The organism is Streptomyces sp. NPDC030165 (assembly GCF_055573595.1).
Genome location: NZ_JBVIBD010000001.1, coordinates 681,651 through 701,284, shown reverse-complemented (window position 1 = coordinate 701,284; position 19,634 = coordinate 681,651). Strand labels below are relative to the sequence as shown.

The following is a 19,634-nucleotide window of genomic DNA, read 5'->3' as shown; positions in this document are numbered from 1 at the left end:
TCTTTCGGAACAAGTTGGCCAAAGGCCCCAACCCGGAACCCGGAACCACGGTCCAACCGTTCAACGGGCGGACGACGGTACTCGTCCGCGGTGACCAAGGGACACGGGGACGGAATACGGGGACGCATGCACAGCTCATTCCTGATTCTGCACGCCCACGGCACCGGAGGGACGGTCCGCACCGGCGCCCGGCGGACCCGGCCCCGCCCGGAGCACGGGGCGTACGCAACCAAGGACGCGGCGCAGGCCGCTGTGAGAGGGGTGCGGAGGGTATGAACGCGTCGACGCAACTGCCCGTGACGGGCGCCGGGACAGCCGGTTCCGAAGCCGTCGCTCCCGTGCGGGACGAGGCCACGGTCACGGACCCCGCCCGCCCGGACGCCACGGCCACCGGCCGCGGTGCCCGCAGGGCGGACGGCCCCGCACAGCCGCTGCGCGCGGACTGCATCGCCGACTCCGCAGGCGGCCTGACCTTCGACATCACCGCCCCGCAGGGCACCAGGCCGGTCTGGAGCGCGGCGCTCGTCCTCGGCCCGCGCGACGGCGGCGCCGACGAGGAGCTGCGGCTGCCGCTCGGCCCGAACGGCTCCGGACGGCTGCGCGCCGTCCTGCCCAGCACCGTCGCGCTCCCCGAAGGCCGCTGGAACGCCTACGCCGACCTCGGCGACGGCCGCGGCCCGCAGCGGCTGCTGCCCGGTGTGACCGACCTGAGCTCCCTGGTGGACCGCCGCCCGCTGGCCGGGATCGGCCGGCTCGGCGTCCGCATCCCGTACACGACCAGGTCCGGCAGTCTCGCGCTGCGCAGCTGGCTGCGCGGGCCGCATGCCGAGGCCGGGGGCGTCCACGTCGACGCCGGCGGAGTGACGGTCGCGGGCCGTCTGTACGGCGCCGCGCTCGGCCCGGGCGCCCGCGCCGAGGCCACGACGACCCGCCGCGGTGCCCAGGAGGCGGCCGGCGCGGTCTCCCGCATCACCGTCCCGCTCACCGGTGAAGGCCCCGACTTCGCCTTCACCCTGCCCTACGCCCAGCTCGCCGAGCGCTGGGAGGGCGGCAGCGAGAGCTGGGACCTGTGGCTGCGTACGGCCGAGGAGGCCGAGCCGGTGCGTATCGCCCGGCTGCTCGACGACGTACCGGAGAAGAAGGAAGCCGTCACCCACCCGGCGCTGCCCGTCGGCTGCCCGTCGGGGCAGCTGAGGATCGGCCCGTCCTACACCCGCGACAACGACCTGACGGTCCGGGTCACGGGCGACGGGGCGGACGGCACGCACCCGGCCGGTTCTTGACCGGACCTCGTCAGACAGGACGCATAACACCGCACGCCGGGGGCACTCGGAGCAACGGAGGTGCGATTCACATGGTTCCTGTTCTTCTGGTACTGCTTCTGGCAATCATCCTGTTCGGCGCGGGTTTCGCGCTCAAGGCACTGTGGTGGGTGGCCATCGCGGTCCTGGTCGTGTGGCTCCTCGGCTTCCTCTTCCGTACGACGAGCGCGGGCGGTGGTCGCACACGCTGGTACAGGTGGTGACGCCGGGAGCATGCGGTCCGTAGCTGTCCGCATGTACTGCCAGACTTCCCGGCATGTTGGAGACCTCGGCACGACTGCTGCGCCTGCTCTCTCTCCTGCAGGCACACCGCGAGTGGACGGGCGCGGACCTCGCCGACCGGCTCGGCGTGACCCCGCGCACCGTCCGCCGCGACATCGACCGCCTGCGCGGACTGGGCTACCCCGTCCACTCGGCCCCCGGCACCGCCGGGGGCTATCAACTGGGCGCGGGCGCCGAACTGCCACCGCTGCTCCTCGACGACGAGGAGGCGGTGGCAGTCGCCGTGGGACTGCGCACCGCCGCGGCCGGCGGCGTCGAAGGCATCGAGGAGACCTCCGTACGGGCCCTGGCCAAGCTGGAACAGGTGCTGCCGCACCGGCTGCGCCGCCGCGTCGGCGCCCTCAACGCCTTCACCGTCCCCATGCTCGGCCGCCCGGGCCCCCGGGTCGACGCCGCCGTCCTCACCGAACTGGCCAACGCCTGCCGGGACAGCGAGCGGCTGCGCTTCGCCTACGAGGGCCACGACGGTACGGTCACCCGCCGCACCGTCGAGCCGCACCGCCTGGTGTCCGCGCAGCGCCGCTGGTACCTCGTCGCCTGGGACGTGGACCGCGGGGACTGGCGGACGTTCCGCGCCGACCGCATCACCCCCACCCCGCCGCACGGCCCGCGCTTCACACCGCGCCCGGGCCCCGCCGAGAACCTGGCCGACTACGTCTCGCGGGGCGTCTCCACGCACGCGTACGCCGAGCGGGCCACCCTCGTGCTGCACGCCGGCGCCGAGGAGGCGGCTCAGCAGATCACCCCGTCCGACGGCGTGATCGAACCGCTCGACGACCACCGCTGCCTGCTGCACACCGGCGCGCACCGGCTGGACGTCCTGGTGATCCACGTCGTCCTGATGGGCTTCGACTTCGAGGTGCGCGAGCCGCCGGAGCTGACGGACCGGATACGGGAGATCAGGGACCGGCTGACCCGGGCGCTGAACCCGGCTCCTTCGGGGACCGCCCCGGGCCCTCCTGCGTCGCCTGCGGATGATCCTGCTGTCCCTGCGTCTCCTGAGGCCCCTGCGAGTCCTGGGGCTTTTGCGGCTCCGGAGCGTCCGGCGGGGTGAGTCGCGCGATGCCCGGGTGGTGCAGGTCGAAGGCGGGCGACTCCGAGCGGATGCGCGGAATGGTCAGGAAATTGTGGCGCGGCGGGGGACAGGAGGTCGCCCACTCCAGGGAGCGGCCGTAGCCCCACGGATCGTCCGTCTCGACCTTCGTGCCGTACTTCGTCGTCTTCCAGACGTTGTAGAGGAACGGCAGCGTGGACAGGCCGAGCAGGAAGGCGCCGACGGTCGAGAGGGTGTTGAGCGCGGTGAAGCCGTCCGCCGCCAGGTAGTCGGCGATCCGGCGCGGCATCCCCTCCACGCCCAGCCAGTGCTGGACGAGGAAGGTGGTGTGGAAGCCCACGAACAGCGTCCAGAAGTGCACCTTGCCCAGCCGCTCGTCCAGCATCCTGCCGGTGAACTTCGGCCACCAGAAGTAGAAGCCGGCGAACATCGCGAAGACGACCGTGCCGAAGACGACGTAGTGGAAGTGGGCGACGACGAAATACGTGTCGGTGACGTGGAAGTCCAGCGGCGGAGATGCCAGGATCACCCCGGTCAGACCGCCGAACAGGAAGCTCACCAGGAACCCCACGGCCCACAGCATCGGCGTCTCGAAGGACAGCGAGCCGCGCCACATCGTGCCGATCCAGTTGAAGAACTTCACCCCCGTCGGCACCGCGATCAAAAACGACATGAACGAGAAGAACGGCAGCAGCACCGCGCCCGTCGCGAACATGTGGTGCGCCCACACCACGACCGACAGCCCGGTGATCGCCATCGTCGCACCGATCAGCATCACGTAGCCGAAGATGGGCTTGCGGGAGAAGACCGGGATGATCTCGGTGATGATGCCGAAGAACGGCAGCGCGATGATGTAGACCTCGGGGTGCCCGAAGAACCAGAACAGGTGCTGCCACAGCAGCGAGCCGCCCCACTGCCCCTCGAAGACCACCGAGCCGAAGCGCCGGTCCGCCTCCAGCACCAGCAGCGAGGCCGCCAGCACGGGGAAGGCGACCAGCACCAGGATCGAGGTGAACAGCACGTTCCAGGTGAAGACCGGCATCCGGAACATCGTCATGCCCGGCGCGCGCATCCCGATGATGGTGGTGATGAAGTTGACCGACCCCAGGATGGTGCCGAAGCCGGCGAGCGCCAGGCCCATGATCCACATGTCGGCGCCGATGCCGGGGGAGCGGACCATCGAGCTGAGCGGGGCGTAGGCGGTCCAGCCGAAGTCCGCGGCGCCCGTCGGCGTCAGCATGCTGCCCACCACGATCAGGCCGCCGAAGAGGAACAGCCAGTACGAAAGCATGTTCAGCCGCGGGAAGGCCACGTCGGGCGAGCCGATCTGCAACGGCATGATCTCGTTGGCGAAACCCGCGAAGGCGGGGGTGGCGAACAGCAGCAGCATGATCGTGCCGTGCATCGTGAACGCCTGGTTGAACTCCTCGTTCGTCAGGATCTGGAGGCCGGGGCGGGCCAGTTCGGCCCGCATCAGCAGCGCCAGCACCCCGCCGAGGAGGAAGAAGCCGAACGCGGTGACCAGGTAGAGATGGCCGATCTTCTTGTGGTCGGTGGTGGTCAGCCAGTCCACCACCACCGCGCCGGGCCGCCGCGCCCGCACCGGCTCCGGGCTCGCCTCCACGGTGTCCGTACCCATCTGCGCCACCTCGTTCGCCAAGAAGCCCGGCAGCGGCCGGAGGGCCGGTGCGGCCGGAAGTCGTAAAGGACGTGCTGAGGGATGTGCTCAGGCACAGGCCATGATGGCCGTACGGGCCCGGTCGCGCGAGGGGGCGAGCGCAGCGCGGCCGGATCATTGCGGCGGGCCGCGGCGCGCCGTCGCGGCGTTCACTCCCGGGGCAGCAGCGGACCCAACGGGCCGAGGTCGAGGTTGAGTTCGTCCTTCCCGATGCCGTACCGCTCGCACAGCTCGCCCATCCGCCGCTCCAGCAGCATCAGCGTCAGGCCGATCCGCTCCTCCTGGTCCTCGGACAGATCGCCCTGGTCCACGCGGCGCAGCGCCTGCCGCTCCATGAGCTGGTGCAGCAGTTCCACCACCGTCAGTACCAGCCGCACCAGGTCGCGCTCCACGGTGTCCTCGTCCAGTTCGACACGCCGTGTCACGGCGCCACCTCCTCCTCGGCTTGCCCGGACCCCGGCTCCAACTCCTCGAAGGGCGAGGGAACGTTGGCGTTGACCGAACTGATCAGGGCCCGCAGGTCGATCCGTACGAGATCCACGTCGGCGATGCGCAGGGTGAGGTCACCCGCGATCACCGCGCCGCCCGCCAGCAGCCGGTCCAGCAGGTCAACCAGGGCGATCTGCCGTTCCGCCAGGGGATTGTCCGGCTGCGGGCCGGCCACCGGCGACGTCATACCGCACCGGTCCCGGTGTCGCCGCCCGCCTCCGGGGGCTGGGGCGGCTGGGCGAAGGAGTACGGGGCCCACGGCCCGGTCAGCTCGATCCGCACACCGGGGCTGCGGTCAGCGAGCTCACCGACCAGGCCCGCGAACGCCCCCGCCTGCTCGCGGGGGATCAGATAGGCGCCGTTGAGCACGTTGCGGCCGCTGACCCCGGACAGCCGGGCGTCCTGCGGGCGGTGCAGCCGGCTGCGCTCGGCGAACTTGTCCAGCGCCTCATGGGCGGCGCGGGCCAGTTCGTCGGCGCGCCGCTGGTTCTGCTCCTGGGCCTGCCGGTGGGCGAGCCGCCGGCGCAGGAAGTCACGGCCCGAGCCGTCGGCGGGCGCCTGGCGGGCCGAACCGCCCGCGGGCACGGCGGGCTTGGCGGTCCCGGCGTCCTCGACGTACGCCTTGACACCCCACTCCATCCGGCCGTCCAGGCTCACCAGCGCGCTCAGGAACTCCTCGGTGCGCTGCGCGAGGACCTGCCGGACCCCGCGTTCGTCGCGGTGGACCGTCACCAGGCGCAGCGGCAGCACGCAGAACTCCGCGGCCGCGGTGTCCACCACGCTGCGGTGCGCCCGGGCGGTCCGCTCCAGCCACGCCATGTCCTCCAGGTGGGCGCGGAGCGCCTCCTCCTCGAAGTCGGCGGCCGGCACCCGGGAGACCAGGGCGGCGAGCGCGCCCTCCGTGACGGTCTCCACGGGTGCGTCCGCGACACCGAGCAGGCCCTCCGGCGGTCGGCAGCCGGCCCGGGCGACGGCGTAGGTGTACATCAGCTCGGCGCCGTGCGTACTCAAGTGATCTCCTCTCGCGTCTCCTGGCCGCCCTCCAGGGCGGCGATCCGCTCGCGCAGCCGCTCGTTCTCCTGGGCGAGTTCGCGGCGCCGGGCACTGGAGGACAGCGTCGGGTCGTCGCGCCACCAGTCGATGCCCATCTCCTCCGCCCGCTCGACCGAGGCCACGATCAGCCGCAGCTTGATCGTGAGCAGTTCGATGTCGAGCAGGTTGATGCGGATGTCACCGGCGATCACCACACCCTTGTCCAGGACGCGTTCGAGGATGTCGGCGAGATTGGCGCCGCCGTTGGAGGAGCCGTAGGGGGAGGGGACCTGGGAACTCATCGGGCCGGCTCCGGCTCCCGCTCGTCCTCGGCGTCCTCGTCGTACGCCGGTTCCTCCTCTTCGTCGTACGCGTCCTCGGCGCCCTCCTCGTCGTACGCGTCCTCGGGCTCGTCCGCCGCCTCTTCCTCGGCCTCGTCCTCGTACGCGGCGTCCGCGTCCTCGTCGTCCGCCTCGGTGTCCTCGGCCTCGGCCGCCTCCTCGTCCTCGTACGCGTCCTCGGCCGCCGGCTCCTCGTCGCCGGAGTCGGCGGAGTCACCGGACTCCTCCTCGTACGCGTCCTCGGACGGCTTGCCCGCGCCCTCGGTGTCCCGCTCCTCGCGGTCCCGCTCCTCACGCTCCACGGCCTCGTCGTGGCTGACGACGACCTCGCCGTCGCGGATCTCACCGCGCCACTCGCCGGTCGCCTCGCCCCGCATCATCACGAAGCGGCGGAAGTTCTTCAGGTCCAGCCGTGCGCGGCGGCCCTGCGCCCGCCAGATGTTGCCGGTCTTCTCGAACAGGCCCTTGGGGTGGTACTCGATGACCAGCAGCACGCGGGTGAGGCCGGCGGCCAGCTCGTGGAAGGTGACGACGCCCTTGAGCGTGCCCTTGGCGCCCTCGGAGGTCCAGCTGATGCGCTCGTCGGGCAGCTGCTCGGTGGTGTGCGCCTTCCAGCTGCGGGACGACCAGAAGACCTTGGCGCGCCAGTTGGAGTCGGTGTCGTCGGCGGACTCCACCCCCTGCACCCCCTTGGCGAAGGTGCTGAACTCCTGGAACTGCGTCCACTGGTTGTACGCCTCGCGCACCGGCACGCCGACGTCGACGTCCTCGCTGATCGTGACGGACTTGCCCTTGCCGCCACCGCCCTTGCGCCCGCCGGTGAGCTTCTTGAAGGCGCCCTTGACGGAGTTCTTGGCGGTGTCCTTGACCGCGCCCTTGAGGGTTTCCTTGATCACCGGGCCGACCAGGCTCTCGCTGCGGCCCTCGGCCACGTCCGTGAGCCGGGTGGTGGCCTCGCCGAGCCGCTTCCCGGTGGCCACCAGCAGGCGCTGGGCCTGCGCGGCGGCGAACGAGACGGCTTCCTCCTTGAGGCGGTCGACGGCCGGGTTGCCGGCCACGGTGTCCTTGACGGTGTCCATCGGCCCGCCGGACTTCGTGTCAGCCACGGCCCTCACCCCCGCTCCGGCGGGTGGTGGAGCGGGCCGTCTTCTTCGCGGCCGACGCGGTCTTCTTCGGCGCGGCGGCCGCCTGCTTCGCGGGCCGCTTGCGCTGGTCCGGTGCGGCCTTGGCGCCGGACTTGGCGCTCGTCCTGGCGGGGGTCTTCGAGGATCGCGCGCCCGCGCTCTTCTTCCCGTCGGCGCCGCGTCGCTCACCGCCGGACTTCCGCGAGCCGCTGCCGCGGCTTCTCGACGCGGTCTCCTCCGCGCCGTCGTCGGACGCTTCCTCGTCGTCCCGTCCGCCGCCGGCCACGCCGCGTACGGTGTCCGCGGCCTTGCCGCCGACCTCGCCCGCGTCCAACCGGTCGCGCACGTTCAGGGTCCGCTCGTGCAGGCTGTCCGCCAGGGAGTCGAGGCGCTTGGTGACCAGTGCGCCGGTCGCCGCCTTGCCCACACCCTTGAGATCGCCGCGCAGTTGTTCGCGCAACTCCTTGAGCTGCGGGTTGGCGGCTATCTGGTCGTTGACCAGGGAGACCAGTTGCTGCGGGCTGAGATTCAGTCGCTTGCCCAGGACCATGCTGCCGATACCGATGGCGAGCTTGGCCTTCTTGGTGCGGCCGAGCAGATAGCCTCCGGCGACGGCCAGCACCAGTGCCGGCCGGTTGTTCATGTCGGGGATCTCCTCCATGTCAGGTCGCGCTCGTCCTCCCGTCCCGTACACGGTCGGGCGTCCGGCGCGATGCTTTCCGGGGATCTCGTACTGTCCGGGTCGGGAATGTCCTTGGGGTACGGGGGGCGGGGGATGCCACCCCGGGGGAGCGGCGCGGAGGCCGGGGCGGTCAGGCCCCGGACTCCCGGCGCCGCAGTTCCTCCAGCCGGTCCAGCAGCGCGTCCTCGCGCCGGTCGAACTCGGCCTCGTCGATCTGTCCGTTGTCCAGCTGCTCCGCCAGCTCGCGCAGTTCGCGCTGGACGACGGCCGGGTCGTAGTACTGCCGCTCGGCCTCGGTGAGGACCTGCCGCAGCACCCAGCCGGTCCCGCGGATGGGAGCGGCCGGGAGCAGCAGCAGTTCCTTGATCAGGCCCACCGGTCACTCCGCGGCGGCGGACTCTAGCGGGCGGACGAAGCTGTACGGCGGGAGCGGCCCGTTGACCAGCAGCTCCAGGTGCGGGTGGTCGGCGCCGAGCCGGTCGGCGGCGTCCAGGAAGGCCGCCGCGTCCTCGCGCCGCATCAGGAAGGACAGGTTCACCAGCCAGCCGGCGCCCTCGGGCCCGGGGCAGGACTGCTCCGCCTTCGGTGCGAGCGCCGATTCCACGGTGTGCGCGTCGGCGACCTCGCGGGCCCGTACGGCGTTGGCGACCAGCTCGCCGAGGCGCAGCTTGTCCTGGTACGCGCCGCCGCCGGCGGCCTGGTTGGCCTCGTTGAGGGCGCGGATCTCCGGCTCCTCGGTCAGCACCCGCCGCAGTACGTCCTCCTCGCGGTGGGCGGCCTTGACGTTGTACTCGACCCGCCCGTTGAGGTCGTCCAGCTGTGCCTTGTAGTGCTCGGCGTGCTCGGCCAGAACGTCCTGGACCGCCTCGTCGTTGTCGGACAGCGAGCCGAAGCGCAGCGGCAGCACCGCGCCGTCCGCCCCGGCCTCGGTCAGTACGTGCTGGTGGGCGAGGAGGTCACGGCGCTTGGGCCGCAGCTTGTCGGGGCAGTCGCTGACGATCGCCGCCAGGTCGCCCTGGCGCACGATGCGGACCGGGCGTGGCGGGTCGCCGATGCCCAGGATCTCCTGCTCGGGCTTCGGGTGGTCGGCGCGGGCGATGCCGTAGACGTACGTGCTCACTCGCTCTCCTCCTTCTTGCGGGAGGCGGTGCGCCGCGTCCTGCGCTGCGGTTCGCCTTCGCTCTCGCCCTTGTCCCGCCCCTGGCCGATCGCGTCGGCGAAGGTTTCGGCCGCGCCGGAGAGCGCGCCCTTGGACTTGCCCTTGGCGCCGGACTCGGTGACCTGGCCGACCACGTCGGGCAGGCCGGGGCTCTTGTTGGCGCCGGTCTCCAGGTCGAGGCGGTTACAGGCCTCGGCGAACCGCAGGTAGGTGTCGACGCTGGCCACCACCACACGGACATCGATCTTGAGGATCTCGATACCGACCAGTGAGACGCGGACGAACGCGTCGATCACCAGGCCGCGGTCGAGGATCAGCTCCAGTACGTCGTAGAGGCCACTGGTGCCGCCCCCGCCCCCGGACTGCTGTTGTGCCGGGACAACGGTCATGATCGCGGTTTTCCTCTCGCACGCTCGTAGCGGCTGACGCGCCGGTAGCCCGTGAGCACTCCGTCCGGGTCGAGAGAGACCTCGTACAACGCCATGAGGCTCATCGTCTCGGGTACCCGGGCGAGCTCCAGCACTTCGGTCTCCAGGACCCAGCCGTCCTCGGTCTTCTCGAACCGGGACACGGTCTCGGGGGTCAGTCCGGTCAGCTCGGCGAGCTGTTCCCGGGCCGACCGCAGGAGTTCCGGCACGCTGGGGCGGGCGGACGCCGCTCGGTGGTTGTTGCTCTTGTCCGGTGTGTTCGCTGTGTTGTCTCCCATGGGCTCCTCGGCATCAGCGAGTACCGCACGGTGGTGGACTCAAACCCGCCGACCGGCACCGATGCGTGCGAAATATGCTGCGGCGGCGTGCCGTCGGCCAATTTCCGTGCTGTCGGAAACCGGAAAAACAAAGGAATGGACGGCTGCTGACGGGGAATTAATTCCGGCCCGTCCCGAAGTGACCCGCTGCGGTCGCCGGCCGCCGAACAAGGCCGAAATCAGACCGACCCCGATTCCCACCCGGTTGGTGCAGTGCCCGGCTCGTACGGGTGATGGAAACGGAGGCAAACACGCGCGGTCATGCTGTGACAGAAGCGTGACCAAGGAAGGACCGGGCGAGTACGCGGGTATGGCACCCCGGCCCTTCCACCTGCTGCGCGGTGCGCCTACGGTGGCTGCCATGGCACCCGTACCGAAGTCCCCTCACGAACCCGACGACGACCCCGAGGCCTACGTCGGGCTGGCGCAGCAGGCCGCCGAGGAGCGCGCCCGTGAACGCGGCTGGACCACGGTCCGTTCCCTGGCACCGGGCACGATCATCACCATGGAGTACCTGGGGGGCCGGCTGAACTTCGAGGTCGAGGACGGCGCCGTGACCCGCAGCTGGAAGGGCTGAGCCGCGGACGACGGCCACCGGGCAAGGCGACGGCCCCGGCGCTCCGCAAGGAGCGGCCGGGGCCGTCGGCCGCGCGGGGGAGAGGCTGTGCGTACCGTCCCCGCGGGTCGTGGCGGCGTCAGCTGCCGCCGGTGCGGCCGCGGACCGGGGCCGGTGCCAGCGGCGCGGTGCGCGGCGTGCGGTCGGCGTGCGGCGGGCGCCGGCTGCCGGTCGGCGTGACCGGGGTGCGCTCGGAGCGGACCGTGTGCGGCCGCGGCGGGTGGTGCGGCCGGCTGTCCGCGGTACGGGCGGCGGTGCCGGGCCGTGCGGCGCCCATCGTGTCCCGGACCAGCACCTCTTCCTCGGGCGCCGGCCGCGGCCCGGACAGGCCGGAGCGGGCGTGCGCCGGGGCGAGCGGTGCGGGCACCGGCGTCCGGCGGGTGCGCAGCCGCAGCCGCAGCCACAGGTCCGTCAGCCGCGTCTCGGCCCACTCCACGCCGGGCTCGAACCAGGGCAGCGCGAGCAGCACCAGCAGGCCGGCGGCCCAGCCCAGCAGCACATCGCTGACCCAGTGGGTACCGAGGTAGACGGTGGTCATGCCGACGCCCAGGGCACCGAGCGCGGCGATCACGGACAGTGCGCGGCGGCGCAGCGGCGTGGTCGCCAGGTAGGCCAGGACGCCCCAGGTGACGACGGCGTTCGCGGTGTGGCCCGAAGGAAATATATCGCCGCCCAGCCACATCTCGTTGGCGCCGATGGTGGTCGCGTAGTGCGGGCCGAGCCGGCCCATGCCCAGCTTGGCGGCGCCCGCGGTGATGTTGAGCAGCAGCAGCGAGGTGCCCAGCACCAGCAGCGGGTGGAGGTTCTTGGTCCGCCAGCAGCGCCAGCCCAGCCAGGCCGCCACGGCGACCGCGGTGGGGCCGCGCTGGCCCAGGACCACGAAGTAGTCGAGGAAGGCGTGGATCTCCGGCCACTGCTTGTACGGCCTGAAGAGCATGGCCTGCCAGTCGAAGGTGACCAGCCATGAGGTGGCGAGCACACCGGCCACGATCGCCACGTACACCGCGAGCGTGCCCCCGAACAGCCACCAGCGGGTCCGGGTCATGCGTGACGGCGGGCGGTCGGGCGGGTGCTCCTCCATCTGGTCGAGCTTGTCATCGGTACGCACTCAATCGACGTTACCGCGTGTGATGTCGGTGCTTGGTCAAACTGTGAGCTTTGTAATGACGATGTGATGTGCAATCTGTCTCAATCGCGACTTTGGCCATGGATTTTCGGAAGGAATTCAACAGCCGCCGGATCAGTTCCGGTAGGGGTGCCGGAGGGTGACCCGGGAGGGCCCTTTCCAATTCGCCGACGGAGTTTATCGCCGATTCGCGCCGGCGTCGCGGCGTGTTTCCCCGGGAGGCGGTCACGGAGGGGAATGTTCCGTTCTACGGCGGGCCCGACCCATTCAGCCAGAGCGCCCCGTACACCGCCGACCCCACGCTGACCAGGGCCGTCACCGTCCAGGCCCACGCCGGACGCCACCGCGCCAGCCCCGCGGCAAGCGGCAGCAGCAGCGGATAGGCCGGCATCATCAGCCGTGGCTTGGAGCCGAAGTACCCCTTGGCCGTCAGCGCCAGCAGCAGGACGATGCCGCCGTAGACGAGCAGCGGCAACGGCTGTCCCCGGCGCGCGCCCAGAACGTAGAGCCAAACCACCAGCGCGACGCCGGCCAGCAGCCCGAGGCCCGCCGGGAAACCGAGGTCCCACAGGAACGAGGCGAAGGCCGCGCCGCCGTCGAAACCGTTGCCCCAGCCGCCCTGGATGTCCAGATACGCCGTGAGACGGCCCTCCCGGGCACCGACCCAGAGGAAATAGCCGCACCAGCCCAGGGGCGCCAGCAGCACGCCGAACAGCATCCGCCGGTGCCGGCTCCAGCGCGGGCCGCCGCCTGCCGGACGGTCCCGCCACAGCGTCACTGCCGCGGTGATCCACACGGCCGCGACCACCGCGGCCCCCACCGGCCGGGTCAGCCCCGCCAGCGAGGCCAGCACCCCCGCGGCCACCCACCGCCCGGTCAGCACGCACCACACACCCCACGCCGCGAGCGCGGTGAACAGCGACTCCGAGTACGCCATCGACTGCACGATCCCCACCGGCAGCGCCGCCCACAGCGCGGCCAGCGCCACCCCGGCCCGCGGCCCGTGCAGCCGCTCACCGGTCAGGTACAGCGCCCAGGCGGCCGCGAGCGACGCGAGCCAGGACACCACCAGCCCCGCGTCGGCGGCGGACAGCGGCGTCACCGCGGACAGCCCTCGCTCCAGCCATGGCAGCAGCGGGAAGAACGCGAGGTTCGAGTGGACGTCCCCGTCGGCGAGCTGGACGCTGTAGCCGTAGCCCTGCTCGGCGACCCGGGTGTACCAGAGCGCGTCCCAGCGGGCGGTGAGCAGCGTGTGCCAGTTCTTGCCGTGCGTGGCGGACCAGGCGGCCAGGACGACGAGCCCCAGCGCCCGGATCCCGGCGTACGCGAGCAGGGCGGGGGCGGCCCGGCGCAGCGCCGGGCGCACCCGGTCTCCGCGGCCGGGGCCGGTCCGCTCCGGAACGCGGAGGGGGGCAAGATCGTTCATCAGGCCGATTATCCCGTGGCCGGAGTCCGCTGTCCGTCAGCGGGTATGGGAACCGCCGAGCCCTGCGATGAGCGTCTCATCGTGGGGTGAGCTACGCGTCACGTCACGCGACTCGCGTAGTCTGACGTCTCAACTCGCCCGTCCGCCGGTTCCGCCGGAGCGTTTCCCGCTCCCCGGCACGCGGCCGCGAGAGCATGACAGGAGGTACGCGAATGTCCGGGACGACCACGTCCGGCAGCGAGCGGACGGCGGGTGTTCCCCGGCATGGAGGTGGCGGCGCGGGCCGCTGGACCGTTCTGGTCGTGCTCTGCGTCAGCCTGCTGTTCGTCGCGCTGGACACCACCATCCTGTACGTGGCGGTGCCGTCGGTCACCGAGGATCTGCGCCCCGGGCCGGTGGAACTGCTGTGGATCGTGGACATCTATCCGCTGATCGCGGCGTCCCTGCTCATCCTCTTCGGCACGCTCGGCGACAGAGTCGGCCGCCGCCGCATCCTGCTGCTGGGGTACGGCCTGTTCGGCGCGGCCTCGGCCGCCGCCGCGCTGGCCCCCAACCCGCAGACTCTGATGATCGCCCGCGCCCTGCTCGGCATCGGCGGCGCGATGATCATGCCGGCGACGCTGTCGATCCTGCGCCAGGTCTTCCCCGACCGGCGCGAACGGGCGGTCGCCATCGGTGTGTGGAGCGCGGTGGCCGCCGTCGGCGCCGCCGTCGGTCCGGTCCTCGGCGGCTTCCTCGTCGAGAACTTCTGGTGGGGTTCGGTCTTCCTCATCAACATCCCGATGATGGCGGTCATGGCCCTGATAGGCCGCTGGCTGCTGCCGGAGTCCCGGGGCGAGCGCAACGGGCCCTGGGACACCGTCGGCGCCGTCGTCGCGGCACTCGGCGTCCTCGGCGTCGTCCTCGGCGTCAAGCGCATCGGCAGCGGCGAGGCCCTGGTCGGCCCGACCACGCTGGGCTCCCTCCTCGTCGGAACCCTGCTGCTCATCGTCTTCGTACGGCGCCAGCGCAAGCGCGAACATCCGCTCATCGACATGCGGCTGTTCGCCCGCCCGGCCTTCGGCACCTCGGTGGGCTGCATCGTGCTGGCGATGCTCGCCCTCGTCGGGCTCCAGCTCATAGCGGTGCAGTACCTCCAGCTCGTCCTCGGCCTGAGCCCTCTGGAGACGGGGCTGCGGATGCTGCCGCTGGTCTTCGCCGCGATGGCCGCCGGGCTGACCGGCTCGAAGGTCCTGCAGGCCGTCGGGCCCCGGGTGATGGTCTCGCTGGGCTTCGTGCTCACCGCGGCCGCGGTGCTCTGCCTGACCGCGATGGACGAGACGGACCGCCCCTGGCTGCTCGTCCTGGGCTTCGTGCTGCTCGGCTTCGGCTTCCAGAGCACGCTGTTCGGCGCCTACGAGTCGATGCTCAGCGAGGCCCCCGCCGACCAGGCGGGCGGCGCCGCGGCCATCGGCGAGACCTCCTACCAGCTCGGCGCCGGCATCGGCGTGGCCCTGCTCGGCAGCGTCATGAACGCCGCCTACGCACCGGGGCTGGCCCACGTGGACGGCGTCCCGGAGCGGGCGGCCACCTCGGCCGCGCACTCGCTGGGCGAGGCGTACAAGGTCGCCTCCTCGCTCGGCGGCACGGCGAAGTCGGTGCTGCGCGACGCCGCGCAGGGCTCCTTCGTGCACGGACTGCACGTCACGCTCGTCACCAGCGCCGTGCTGCTGCTGGTCGGCGCGGCGATCGCGCTGCGGCTGCCGCGGCGGGCCGCGGACGCGGTGGACCGGACCGACGGCGACGGCGCGCACTGCGGCACGGAGCCGGCGCGCGCGAACTCGGGGCGGTAGCGGAGCGGGGGGTCGGGGGCCGGACCGGAGTCGCTGTGTGTACGGGCGGGGAGGCCGGCCGGGGGCTGTGCCCACGGCGGGGGCCCTTGCCGCCGCGCCACGGCCGGTCGTAACGTCGGACCCGGATAACTAACACCGCTAGTTTTTGTGCGCGCGCAGCTACCGGAGGCCCCGCCATGTCCGCACCCCCGTCCCCGCAGCTCCCGCCCTTCGACGCGGAAGACCCGCTGGGCCTCGACGACCTGCTCTCCGACGAGGACCGCGCGGTACGCGCCACCGTCCGGCAGTGGGCGGGCGACCGGGTCCTGCCGCACATCGCCGAGTGGTACGAGCGCGGTGAGCTGCCCGGCATCCGGGAACTGGCCCGCGAACTGGGCTCGCTCGGCGCCCTCGGCATGGCGCTGACCGGCTACGGCTGCGCGGGCGCCTCGCACGTCCAGTACGGCCTGGCCTGCCTGGAGCTGGAGGCGGCCGACTCCGGCATCCGCTCGCTGGTCTCCGTGCAGGGCTCGCTCGCCATGTACGCGATCTGGCGCTTCGGCTCCGAGGAGCAGAAGCAGCGCTGGCTGCCGGACATGGCCTCCGGCGAGACCATCGGCTGCTTCGGCCTGACCGAGCCGGACCACGGCTCCGACCCGGGCGACATGCGCACCTACGCCAAGCGGGACGGTGACGACTGGGTGCTGACCGGCCGCAAGATGTGGATCACCAACGGGTCGGTGGCCGGTGTCGCCGTGGTCTGGGCGCAGACCGACGACGGCATCCGCGGCTTCCTCGTCCCGGCCGGCACCCCCGGCTTCACCGCGCCCGAGATCCGGCACAAGTGGTCGCTGCGCGCCTCGGTCACCAGCGAACTGGTCCTGGACGAGGTGCGGCTGCCGGCCGACGCGATGCTGCCCGGCGCCAGGGGGCTGGGCGGCCCGCTGCGCTGCCTGGGCCATGCCCGGTACGGCATCGTATGGGGCGCGATGGGCGCGGCGCGGGCCAGCTTCGAGGCGGCGCTGGACTACTCCCGTACCCGCGAGCAGTTCGGCAAGCCCATCGGCGGCTTCCAGCTCACCCAGGCCAAGCTGGCCGACATGGCGGTGGAACTGCACAAGGGCATCCTGCTCGCGCACCATCTGGGGCGGCGTTTCGACGCGGGGCGGCTGCGGCCGGAACAGATCAGTTTCGGCAAGCTCAACAACGTACGGGAGGCGATCGAAATCTGCCGTACGGCCCGCACGGTCCTCGGCGCGAACGGGATCTCGCTGGAGTACCCCGTCATGCGGCACGCGACGAATCTGGAATCGGTGCTCACCTACGAGGGCACCGTCGAGATGCACCAGCTCGTGCTGGGCAAGGCGCTCACCGGCCTCGACGCGTTCCGGTGAACTGGACCCGGCCGGTGCCGGGGGGCATCGGCCGCCCCGGCCCCGGCCGGAACGACGCGTCGGCCCGTCCGGTCAGCTCTGGTTGAAGAAGCCGCCCTCGGTGCGGCGCCGGCCCGGCTCACCGTTGAGGATCCGGTAGTCGGCCGGGGTGAGCAGGAAGACGCGCGTGGCGACCCGCTCGATGGAGCCGCGCAGCCCGAAGGTCAGCCCGGCCGCGAAGTCCACCACCCGCTTGGCGTCGGAGGACTCCATCGCGGTCAGGTTGACGATGACGGGAATGCCGTCACGGAAGAGTTCCCCGATGCCGCGGGCGTCCCCGAAACCCTCCGGGGTGACGGTGGCGATGCGGGTGCCCTGGTCCTGGGCGCTGTCGTCGGTGACCTGGACGCGCGGGTCGGTCACCCAGGGGTGGTTCCCGGTGCTGCCGGGCTCGGACCCCTCGGCGTAGTCGTCGTCGTAGTAGCGCTCGTCATCGTTGTCGTCGACGAGGCCCAGCCAGGCGCTTGCCTTGCGTACCGATCCCATTGACGCCTCCTCTCACCCGCGGTCTGTGTGTCCGCACCTCTATCGTCGTCCATGATGCGGATGCTCTGCCAAGTGGATAGCCGCCGCACGGGGGGTTCGTGACACATCTGGTGCAAAGAGGGTGGCATGGCGTCAGAACTGGGAAGAGTCGCGGGAACTGACCGTGTGAAGGCTGTCACATCGAGTGTCGGAACGTCCAGTGGCCGACCGGTACCCGATCGTTCTTGCATCCAAACCGGACGGAATGCGAACCGCCCGTGTGCGGACGATGTCCCGTTCCGCCCCGTACGGGGGGCCAGGTGAACCCGGCCGGCCGCAGGGGCGGGGCGCGGCGTTGACGGCGGCGGCCCGGCAGCGCACCCGCCGGACACGGTCGACAATCGGCACTGCCGGGAGCCGTGCGGCGTAATGGACGCGCATGCGCACGCCGGGACGGGGCAGGCGTGGAGCGCAGGTGGAGCGAGGGTGAGGCGTGGAGCGCAGGTGGAGCGAGGGGAAGGTGCGCCGGCGGGCGCGGCTGTGTGAAGGCGCGGCGGACGGGAGGAGGTGCCGCGAGAGGCCCGGCCGGAACGGCGGCGGGCGGGCAGGAGGTCAGCTCAACAGGACGACGACCACACACGACCGAAGTCGATGTGGTCGCGGGTGACCAGCCACTGCCGTGAGTCCATGCGCATCAGTGGAACAGGCATCCGGTTTCCCGTCAACCACGACGTGCTCCGCTGCCCGCAGTACGGACAGCCTTGACAGCGGGGCGTCCCGGGCACATAGCCTCAAGGATCGGCCGCGCTGAGGGGCGCGGGCCGACGGCGGCCCGCGGGCCCGTGTGTGAAGACGCTCAACTCCCAGTGGGATCACTGCGTCCACGGAGCCTTCACGCATGTCTGCCACCGACAACGCGCCGCACACCTCGCCGTCCCCGCGGCCCCCGCACCCGCCGTCCCGCCCCGCGATCGTCCTCGTCGGCGTGGGCCCGCGCGGCACCGGCCTGATCGAGCGCATCGCCGCCAACGCACCCGAGCTGTACGGCGGCGCGCCCCTGGACCTGCACCTGGTCGACCCGTACCCGCCGGGCGCCGGGCGCGTCTGGCGCCGTGACCAGTCCCCGCTGCTGTGGATGAACTCGACGGCCGAGGACGTCACCATGTTCACCGACGAGACCGTCGAGCTGCGGGGACCGGTACGGCCCGGGCCCTCACTCGCCGAATGGGCCTCCCGGGTGCGCGCGGGCGAGATCCCCGTACCCGCCGAACTGACGGAAGCCGTGAGCGGGTTAGGGTCGCAAGGGTTCGCCGGGCGGCAGGTGCAGAGCGCCTACCTGGAGTGGGTCCACGAGCAGGCGGTGGCCGCGCTGCCGCCGGACGTGACCGTGCACGAGCACCGCCGCCGCGCGGTACGGGTCGCGGGCCCGCGCGGCGGCCGGCAGCAGGTGTGGCTGGAAGGCAGCTCCACACCGCTCGCCGCCGACCTCGTCGTCCTGGCCCTCGGCCATCTCGACGCCCAGCCGCCGCCGGACCAGCGGGCCCTGGCCGCCTTCGCCGCGCGCCACCGGCTGACCTACCTGCCGCCCGACTTCACCGCGGACGCCGGCCTGGACGGTCTGGTCCCCGGCGAGCCGGTGCTCGTACGCGGCCTCGGGCTGGCCTTCGTCGACCTGATGGTGCTGCTCACCGAGGGGCGCGGCGGCTCGTACGGGACCGGCCCGGACGGGGAGCCGGTGTACCGGCCGTCGGGCAAGGAGCCGGTGCTGTACGCCGGTTCGCGGCGCGGCGTCCCGTACCACTCCAAGATCGGCTACACCTGGCGGGGCGAACGGCCGCCGCTGCCGCGCTTCTTCGGGCCCGCGCAGGTGGACGAGCTGCTCGCCCGGCCCGGCGGCTACGACTTCCGGCGCGACGTCTGGCCGCTCATCGCCAAGGAGCTGGGCCACGCCCACTACCACCGGCTGTTCGCCGCCCACCCGGAACGGGTCCGCGGCGACCGGGCCGCCTTCGAGGAGAAGTACGCGGCCGCCGGACCGCTCGGCGCGGAACTGCGGGCCCTGGTCGCCGCCGCCGTCCCCGATCCCGCCGACCGCCTCGACCTGGACGCCCTCGACCGGCCGCTCGCAGGGGTCCGGCACGCCGACGAGGACGCTCTCCAGGACGGGCTGCGGCGCTACATCGAGACCGACCTCGCCCGTCGGCACGACCCCGCGCACAGCCCCGACCAGGCCGTCTTCCTCGCCCTGCTGTCGGTGTACGGACAGCTCGTACGGCTCGGGGACCACGGCCCGTGGTGGCACGGCTTCTTCAGCCACCTCGCCTCCGGGCCGCCCGGACCGCGCCTGCGGCAACTGCTCGCGCTGTCCCGCGCCGGGGTGGTGCGCTTCCTCGGCGCCGGCACCACCGTCACCGCCGACCCGGAGCGCGGTGCGTTCGTGGCCCGGAGCGAGAGCGTGCCGGGCCTGCGCGTCGAGGCCCACGCGCTGGTGGAGGCACGGATCCCGCAGCCCACCGTGGCGTACACCAAGGACCCTCTGCTGCGCGGCCTGCACGACGACGGCGCCGCCTCCACCGGCAGCGGCCTGCTCGCCGTCGACCGGCGCGACGGCCGGGTGCTGGACCGCGCCGGACAACCGCACCCCCGCCGCTTCGCGCTTGGCCCGCACACCGACGCCCGCGCCTCCGGCGCCTTCGCCCGGCCCCGTACCAACGCGCCCGCCTTCCGGCAGAACGACGCCACCGCCCGCGCCCTGCTGCGCTTCCTGCGCGAGCACGCCGCAGCGGAACCGGCCCGGTGTCCGCCCCGCTGAGCCGCCCCACGGCAGCCCGCCCCCTTCGTGAACAGCG

General features: G+C 72.2%; 20 protein-coding genes and 1 pseudogene. 7 read left to right on the top strand and 14 right to left on the bottom strand.

What is annotated here, in order from left to right; translation table 11 throughout:
• Positions 1-272: 272 nt before the first annotated feature.
• The 3 genes from ACZ4Z1_RS03190 (at position 273) to ACZ4Z1_RS03180 (ending at position 2,658) form a co-directional block, all read left to right on the top strand.
• Positions 273-1,283, top strand: a complete 1,011-nt coding sequence (locus ACZ4Z1_RS03190; protein ID WP_468484821.1) for a hypothetical protein — start codon at positions 273-275, stop codon at positions 1,281-1,283.
• A 71-nt stretch (positions 1,284-1,354) separates the two neighbouring features.
• On the top strand, positions 1,355-1,525 hold the full coding sequence (locus ACZ4Z1_RS03185) for a hydrophobic protein (protein ID WP_468484820.1): 171 nt from the start codon (positions 1,355-1,357) through the stop codon (positions 1,523-1,525).
• Between the two features lie 53 nt (positions 1,526-1,578).
• Positions 1,579-2,658 carry a helix-turn-helix transcriptional regulator gene (locus ACZ4Z1_RS03180; RefSeq protein ID WP_468484819.1) on the top strand — a complete coding sequence of 360 codons (1,080 nt, stop codon included), beginning with the start codon at positions 1,579-1,581 and terminating at the stop codon, positions 2,656-2,658.
• Here the strand turns inward: ACZ4Z1_RS03180 and ctaD are convergent.
• The 11 genes and pseudogenes from ctaD to ACZ4Z1_RS03125 all read right to left on the bottom strand — a co-directional run.
• Positions 2,621-4,297, bottom strand: a pseudogene (gene ctaD, locus ACZ4Z1_RS03175) (aa3-type cytochrome oxidase subunit I); the annotation flags it as partial. The gene ACZ4Z1_RS03180 and the pseudogene ctaD sit on opposite strands and share 38 nt — an antisense overlap.
• Before the next feature lie 188 nt (positions 4,298-4,485).
• On the bottom strand, positions 4,486-4,761 hold the full coding sequence (locus ACZ4Z1_RS03170; protein WP_030671485.1) for a gas vesicle protein K: 276 nt from the start codon (positions 4,759-4,761) through the stop codon (positions 4,486-4,488).
• On the bottom strand, positions 4,758-5,012 hold the full coding sequence (locus ACZ4Z1_RS03165; RefSeq protein ID WP_468484818.1) for a gas vesicle protein: 255 nt from the start codon (positions 5,010-5,012) through the stop codon (positions 4,758-4,760). The genes ACZ4Z1_RS03170 and ACZ4Z1_RS03165 overlap by 4 nt, the downstream gene beginning before the upstream one ends.
• Positions 5,009-5,836, bottom strand: a complete 828-nt coding sequence (locus ACZ4Z1_RS03160; RefSeq protein WP_468484817.1) for a GvpL/GvpF family gas vesicle protein — start codon at positions 5,834-5,836, stop codon at positions 5,009-5,011. The genes ACZ4Z1_RS03165 and ACZ4Z1_RS03160 overlap by 4 nt, the downstream gene beginning before the upstream one ends.
• A complete protein-coding gene (locus ACZ4Z1_RS03155; protein WP_468484816.1) occupies positions 5,833-6,159 on the bottom strand; it encodes a gas vesicle protein in 327 nt (108 codons plus the stop codon). Before ACZ4Z1_RS03155 ends, ACZ4Z1_RS03160 begins: the two co-directional genes overlap by 4 nt.
• The gene (locus ACZ4Z1_RS03150) at positions 6,156-7,304 is read right to left on the bottom strand and encodes an SRPBCC family protein (protein WP_468484815.1); all 1,149 of its coding nucleotides are present in this window, start codon (positions 7,302-7,304) and stop codon (positions 6,156-6,158) included. Before ACZ4Z1_RS03150 ends, ACZ4Z1_RS03155 begins: the two co-directional genes overlap by 4 nt.
• Positions 7,297-7,965: a DNA primase gene (locus tag ACZ4Z1_RS03145; RefSeq protein WP_468484814.1), complete on the bottom strand. Its 669-nt coding sequence runs from the start codon at positions 7,963-7,965 to the stop codon at positions 7,297-7,299. Before ACZ4Z1_RS03145 ends, ACZ4Z1_RS03150 begins: the two co-directional genes overlap by 8 nt.
• A gap of 169 nt (positions 7,966-8,134) precedes the next feature.
• Complete coding sequence (locus ACZ4Z1_RS03140) at positions 8,135-8,380, bottom strand: gas vesicle protein GvpG (protein WP_468484813.1); 246 nt, start codon at positions 8,378-8,380, stop codon at positions 8,135-8,137.
• A gap of 3 nt (positions 8,381-8,383) precedes the next feature.
• Entirely contained in the window at positions 8,384-9,124 is a 741-nt protein-coding gene (locus tag ACZ4Z1_RS03135) for a GvpL/GvpF family gas vesicle protein (RefSeq protein ID WP_468484812.1), read from the bottom strand.
• A complete protein-coding gene (locus tag ACZ4Z1_RS03130; RefSeq protein ID WP_468484811.1) occupies positions 9,121-9,552 on the bottom strand; it encodes a gas vesicle structural protein GvpA in 432 nt (143 codons plus the stop codon). Before ACZ4Z1_RS03130 ends, ACZ4Z1_RS03135 begins: the two co-directional genes overlap by 4 nt.
• The gene (locus ACZ4Z1_RS03125; protein ID WP_468484810.1) at positions 9,549-9,869 is read right to left on the bottom strand and encodes a gas vesicle protein GvpO; all 321 of its coding nucleotides are present in this window, start codon (positions 9,867-9,869) and stop codon (positions 9,549-9,551) included. The genes ACZ4Z1_RS03130 and ACZ4Z1_RS03125 overlap by 4 nt, the downstream gene beginning before the upstream one ends.
• 400 nt (positions 9,870-10,269) lie before the next feature.
• Between ACZ4Z1_RS03125 and ACZ4Z1_RS03120 the strand changes: the two genes are divergently transcribed.
• Entirely contained in the window at positions 10,270-10,485 is a 216-nt protein-coding gene (locus ACZ4Z1_RS03120; RefSeq protein WP_468484809.1) for an I78 family peptidase inhibitor, read from the top strand.
• 118 nt (positions 10,486-10,603) lie between these two features.
• Here the strand turns inward: ACZ4Z1_RS03120 and ACZ4Z1_RS03115 are convergent, their stop codons facing one another.
• Together ACZ4Z1_RS03115 and ACZ4Z1_RS03110 are read right to left on the bottom strand one after the other, a co-directional pair.
• Positions 10,604-11,632, bottom strand: a complete 1,029-nt coding sequence (locus tag ACZ4Z1_RS03115; protein WP_468484808.1) for a phosphatase PAP2 family protein — start codon at positions 11,630-11,632, stop codon at positions 10,604-10,606.
• A gap of 265 nt (positions 11,633-11,897) precedes the next feature.
• Positions 11,898-13,076, bottom strand: a complete 1,179-nt coding sequence (locus ACZ4Z1_RS03110; RefSeq protein ID WP_468484807.1) for a hypothetical protein — start codon at positions 13,074-13,076, stop codon at positions 11,898-11,900.
• A gap of 212 nt (positions 13,077-13,288) precedes the next feature.
• Between ACZ4Z1_RS03110 and ACZ4Z1_RS03105 the strand changes: the two genes are divergently transcribed.
• Both ACZ4Z1_RS03105 and ACZ4Z1_RS03100 read left to right on the top strand, forming a co-directional pair.
• A complete protein-coding gene (locus ACZ4Z1_RS03105) occupies positions 13,289-14,908 on the top strand; it encodes an MFS transporter (RefSeq protein WP_468484806.1) in 1,620 nt (539 codons plus the stop codon).
• Between the two features lie 176 nt (positions 14,909-15,084).
• On the top strand, positions 15,085-16,281 hold the full coding sequence (locus ACZ4Z1_RS03100) for an acyl-CoA dehydrogenase family protein (RefSeq protein WP_468484805.1): 1,197 nt from the start codon (positions 15,085-15,087) through the stop codon (positions 16,279-16,281).
• Positions 16,282-16,353: 72 nt separating this feature from the next.
• Here the strand turns inward: ACZ4Z1_RS03100 and ACZ4Z1_RS03095 are convergent, their stop codons facing one another.
• Positions 16,354-16,806 (bottom strand): cell division protein SepF, encoded by a 453-nt coding sequence (locus ACZ4Z1_RS03095; protein ID WP_468484804.1) that lies wholly within the window; start codon positions 16,804-16,806, stop codon positions 16,354-16,356.
• Between the two features lie 877 nt (positions 16,807-17,683).
• Here ACZ4Z1_RS03095 and ACZ4Z1_RS03090 point away from each other — a divergent pair.
• Positions 17,684-19,597 carry an FAD/NAD(P)-binding protein gene (locus ACZ4Z1_RS03090; protein ID WP_468484803.1) on the top strand — a complete coding sequence of 638 codons (1,914 nt, stop codon included), beginning with the start codon at positions 17,684-17,686 and terminating at the stop codon, positions 19,595-19,597.
• Positions 19,598-19,634: the final 37 nt, after the last annotated feature.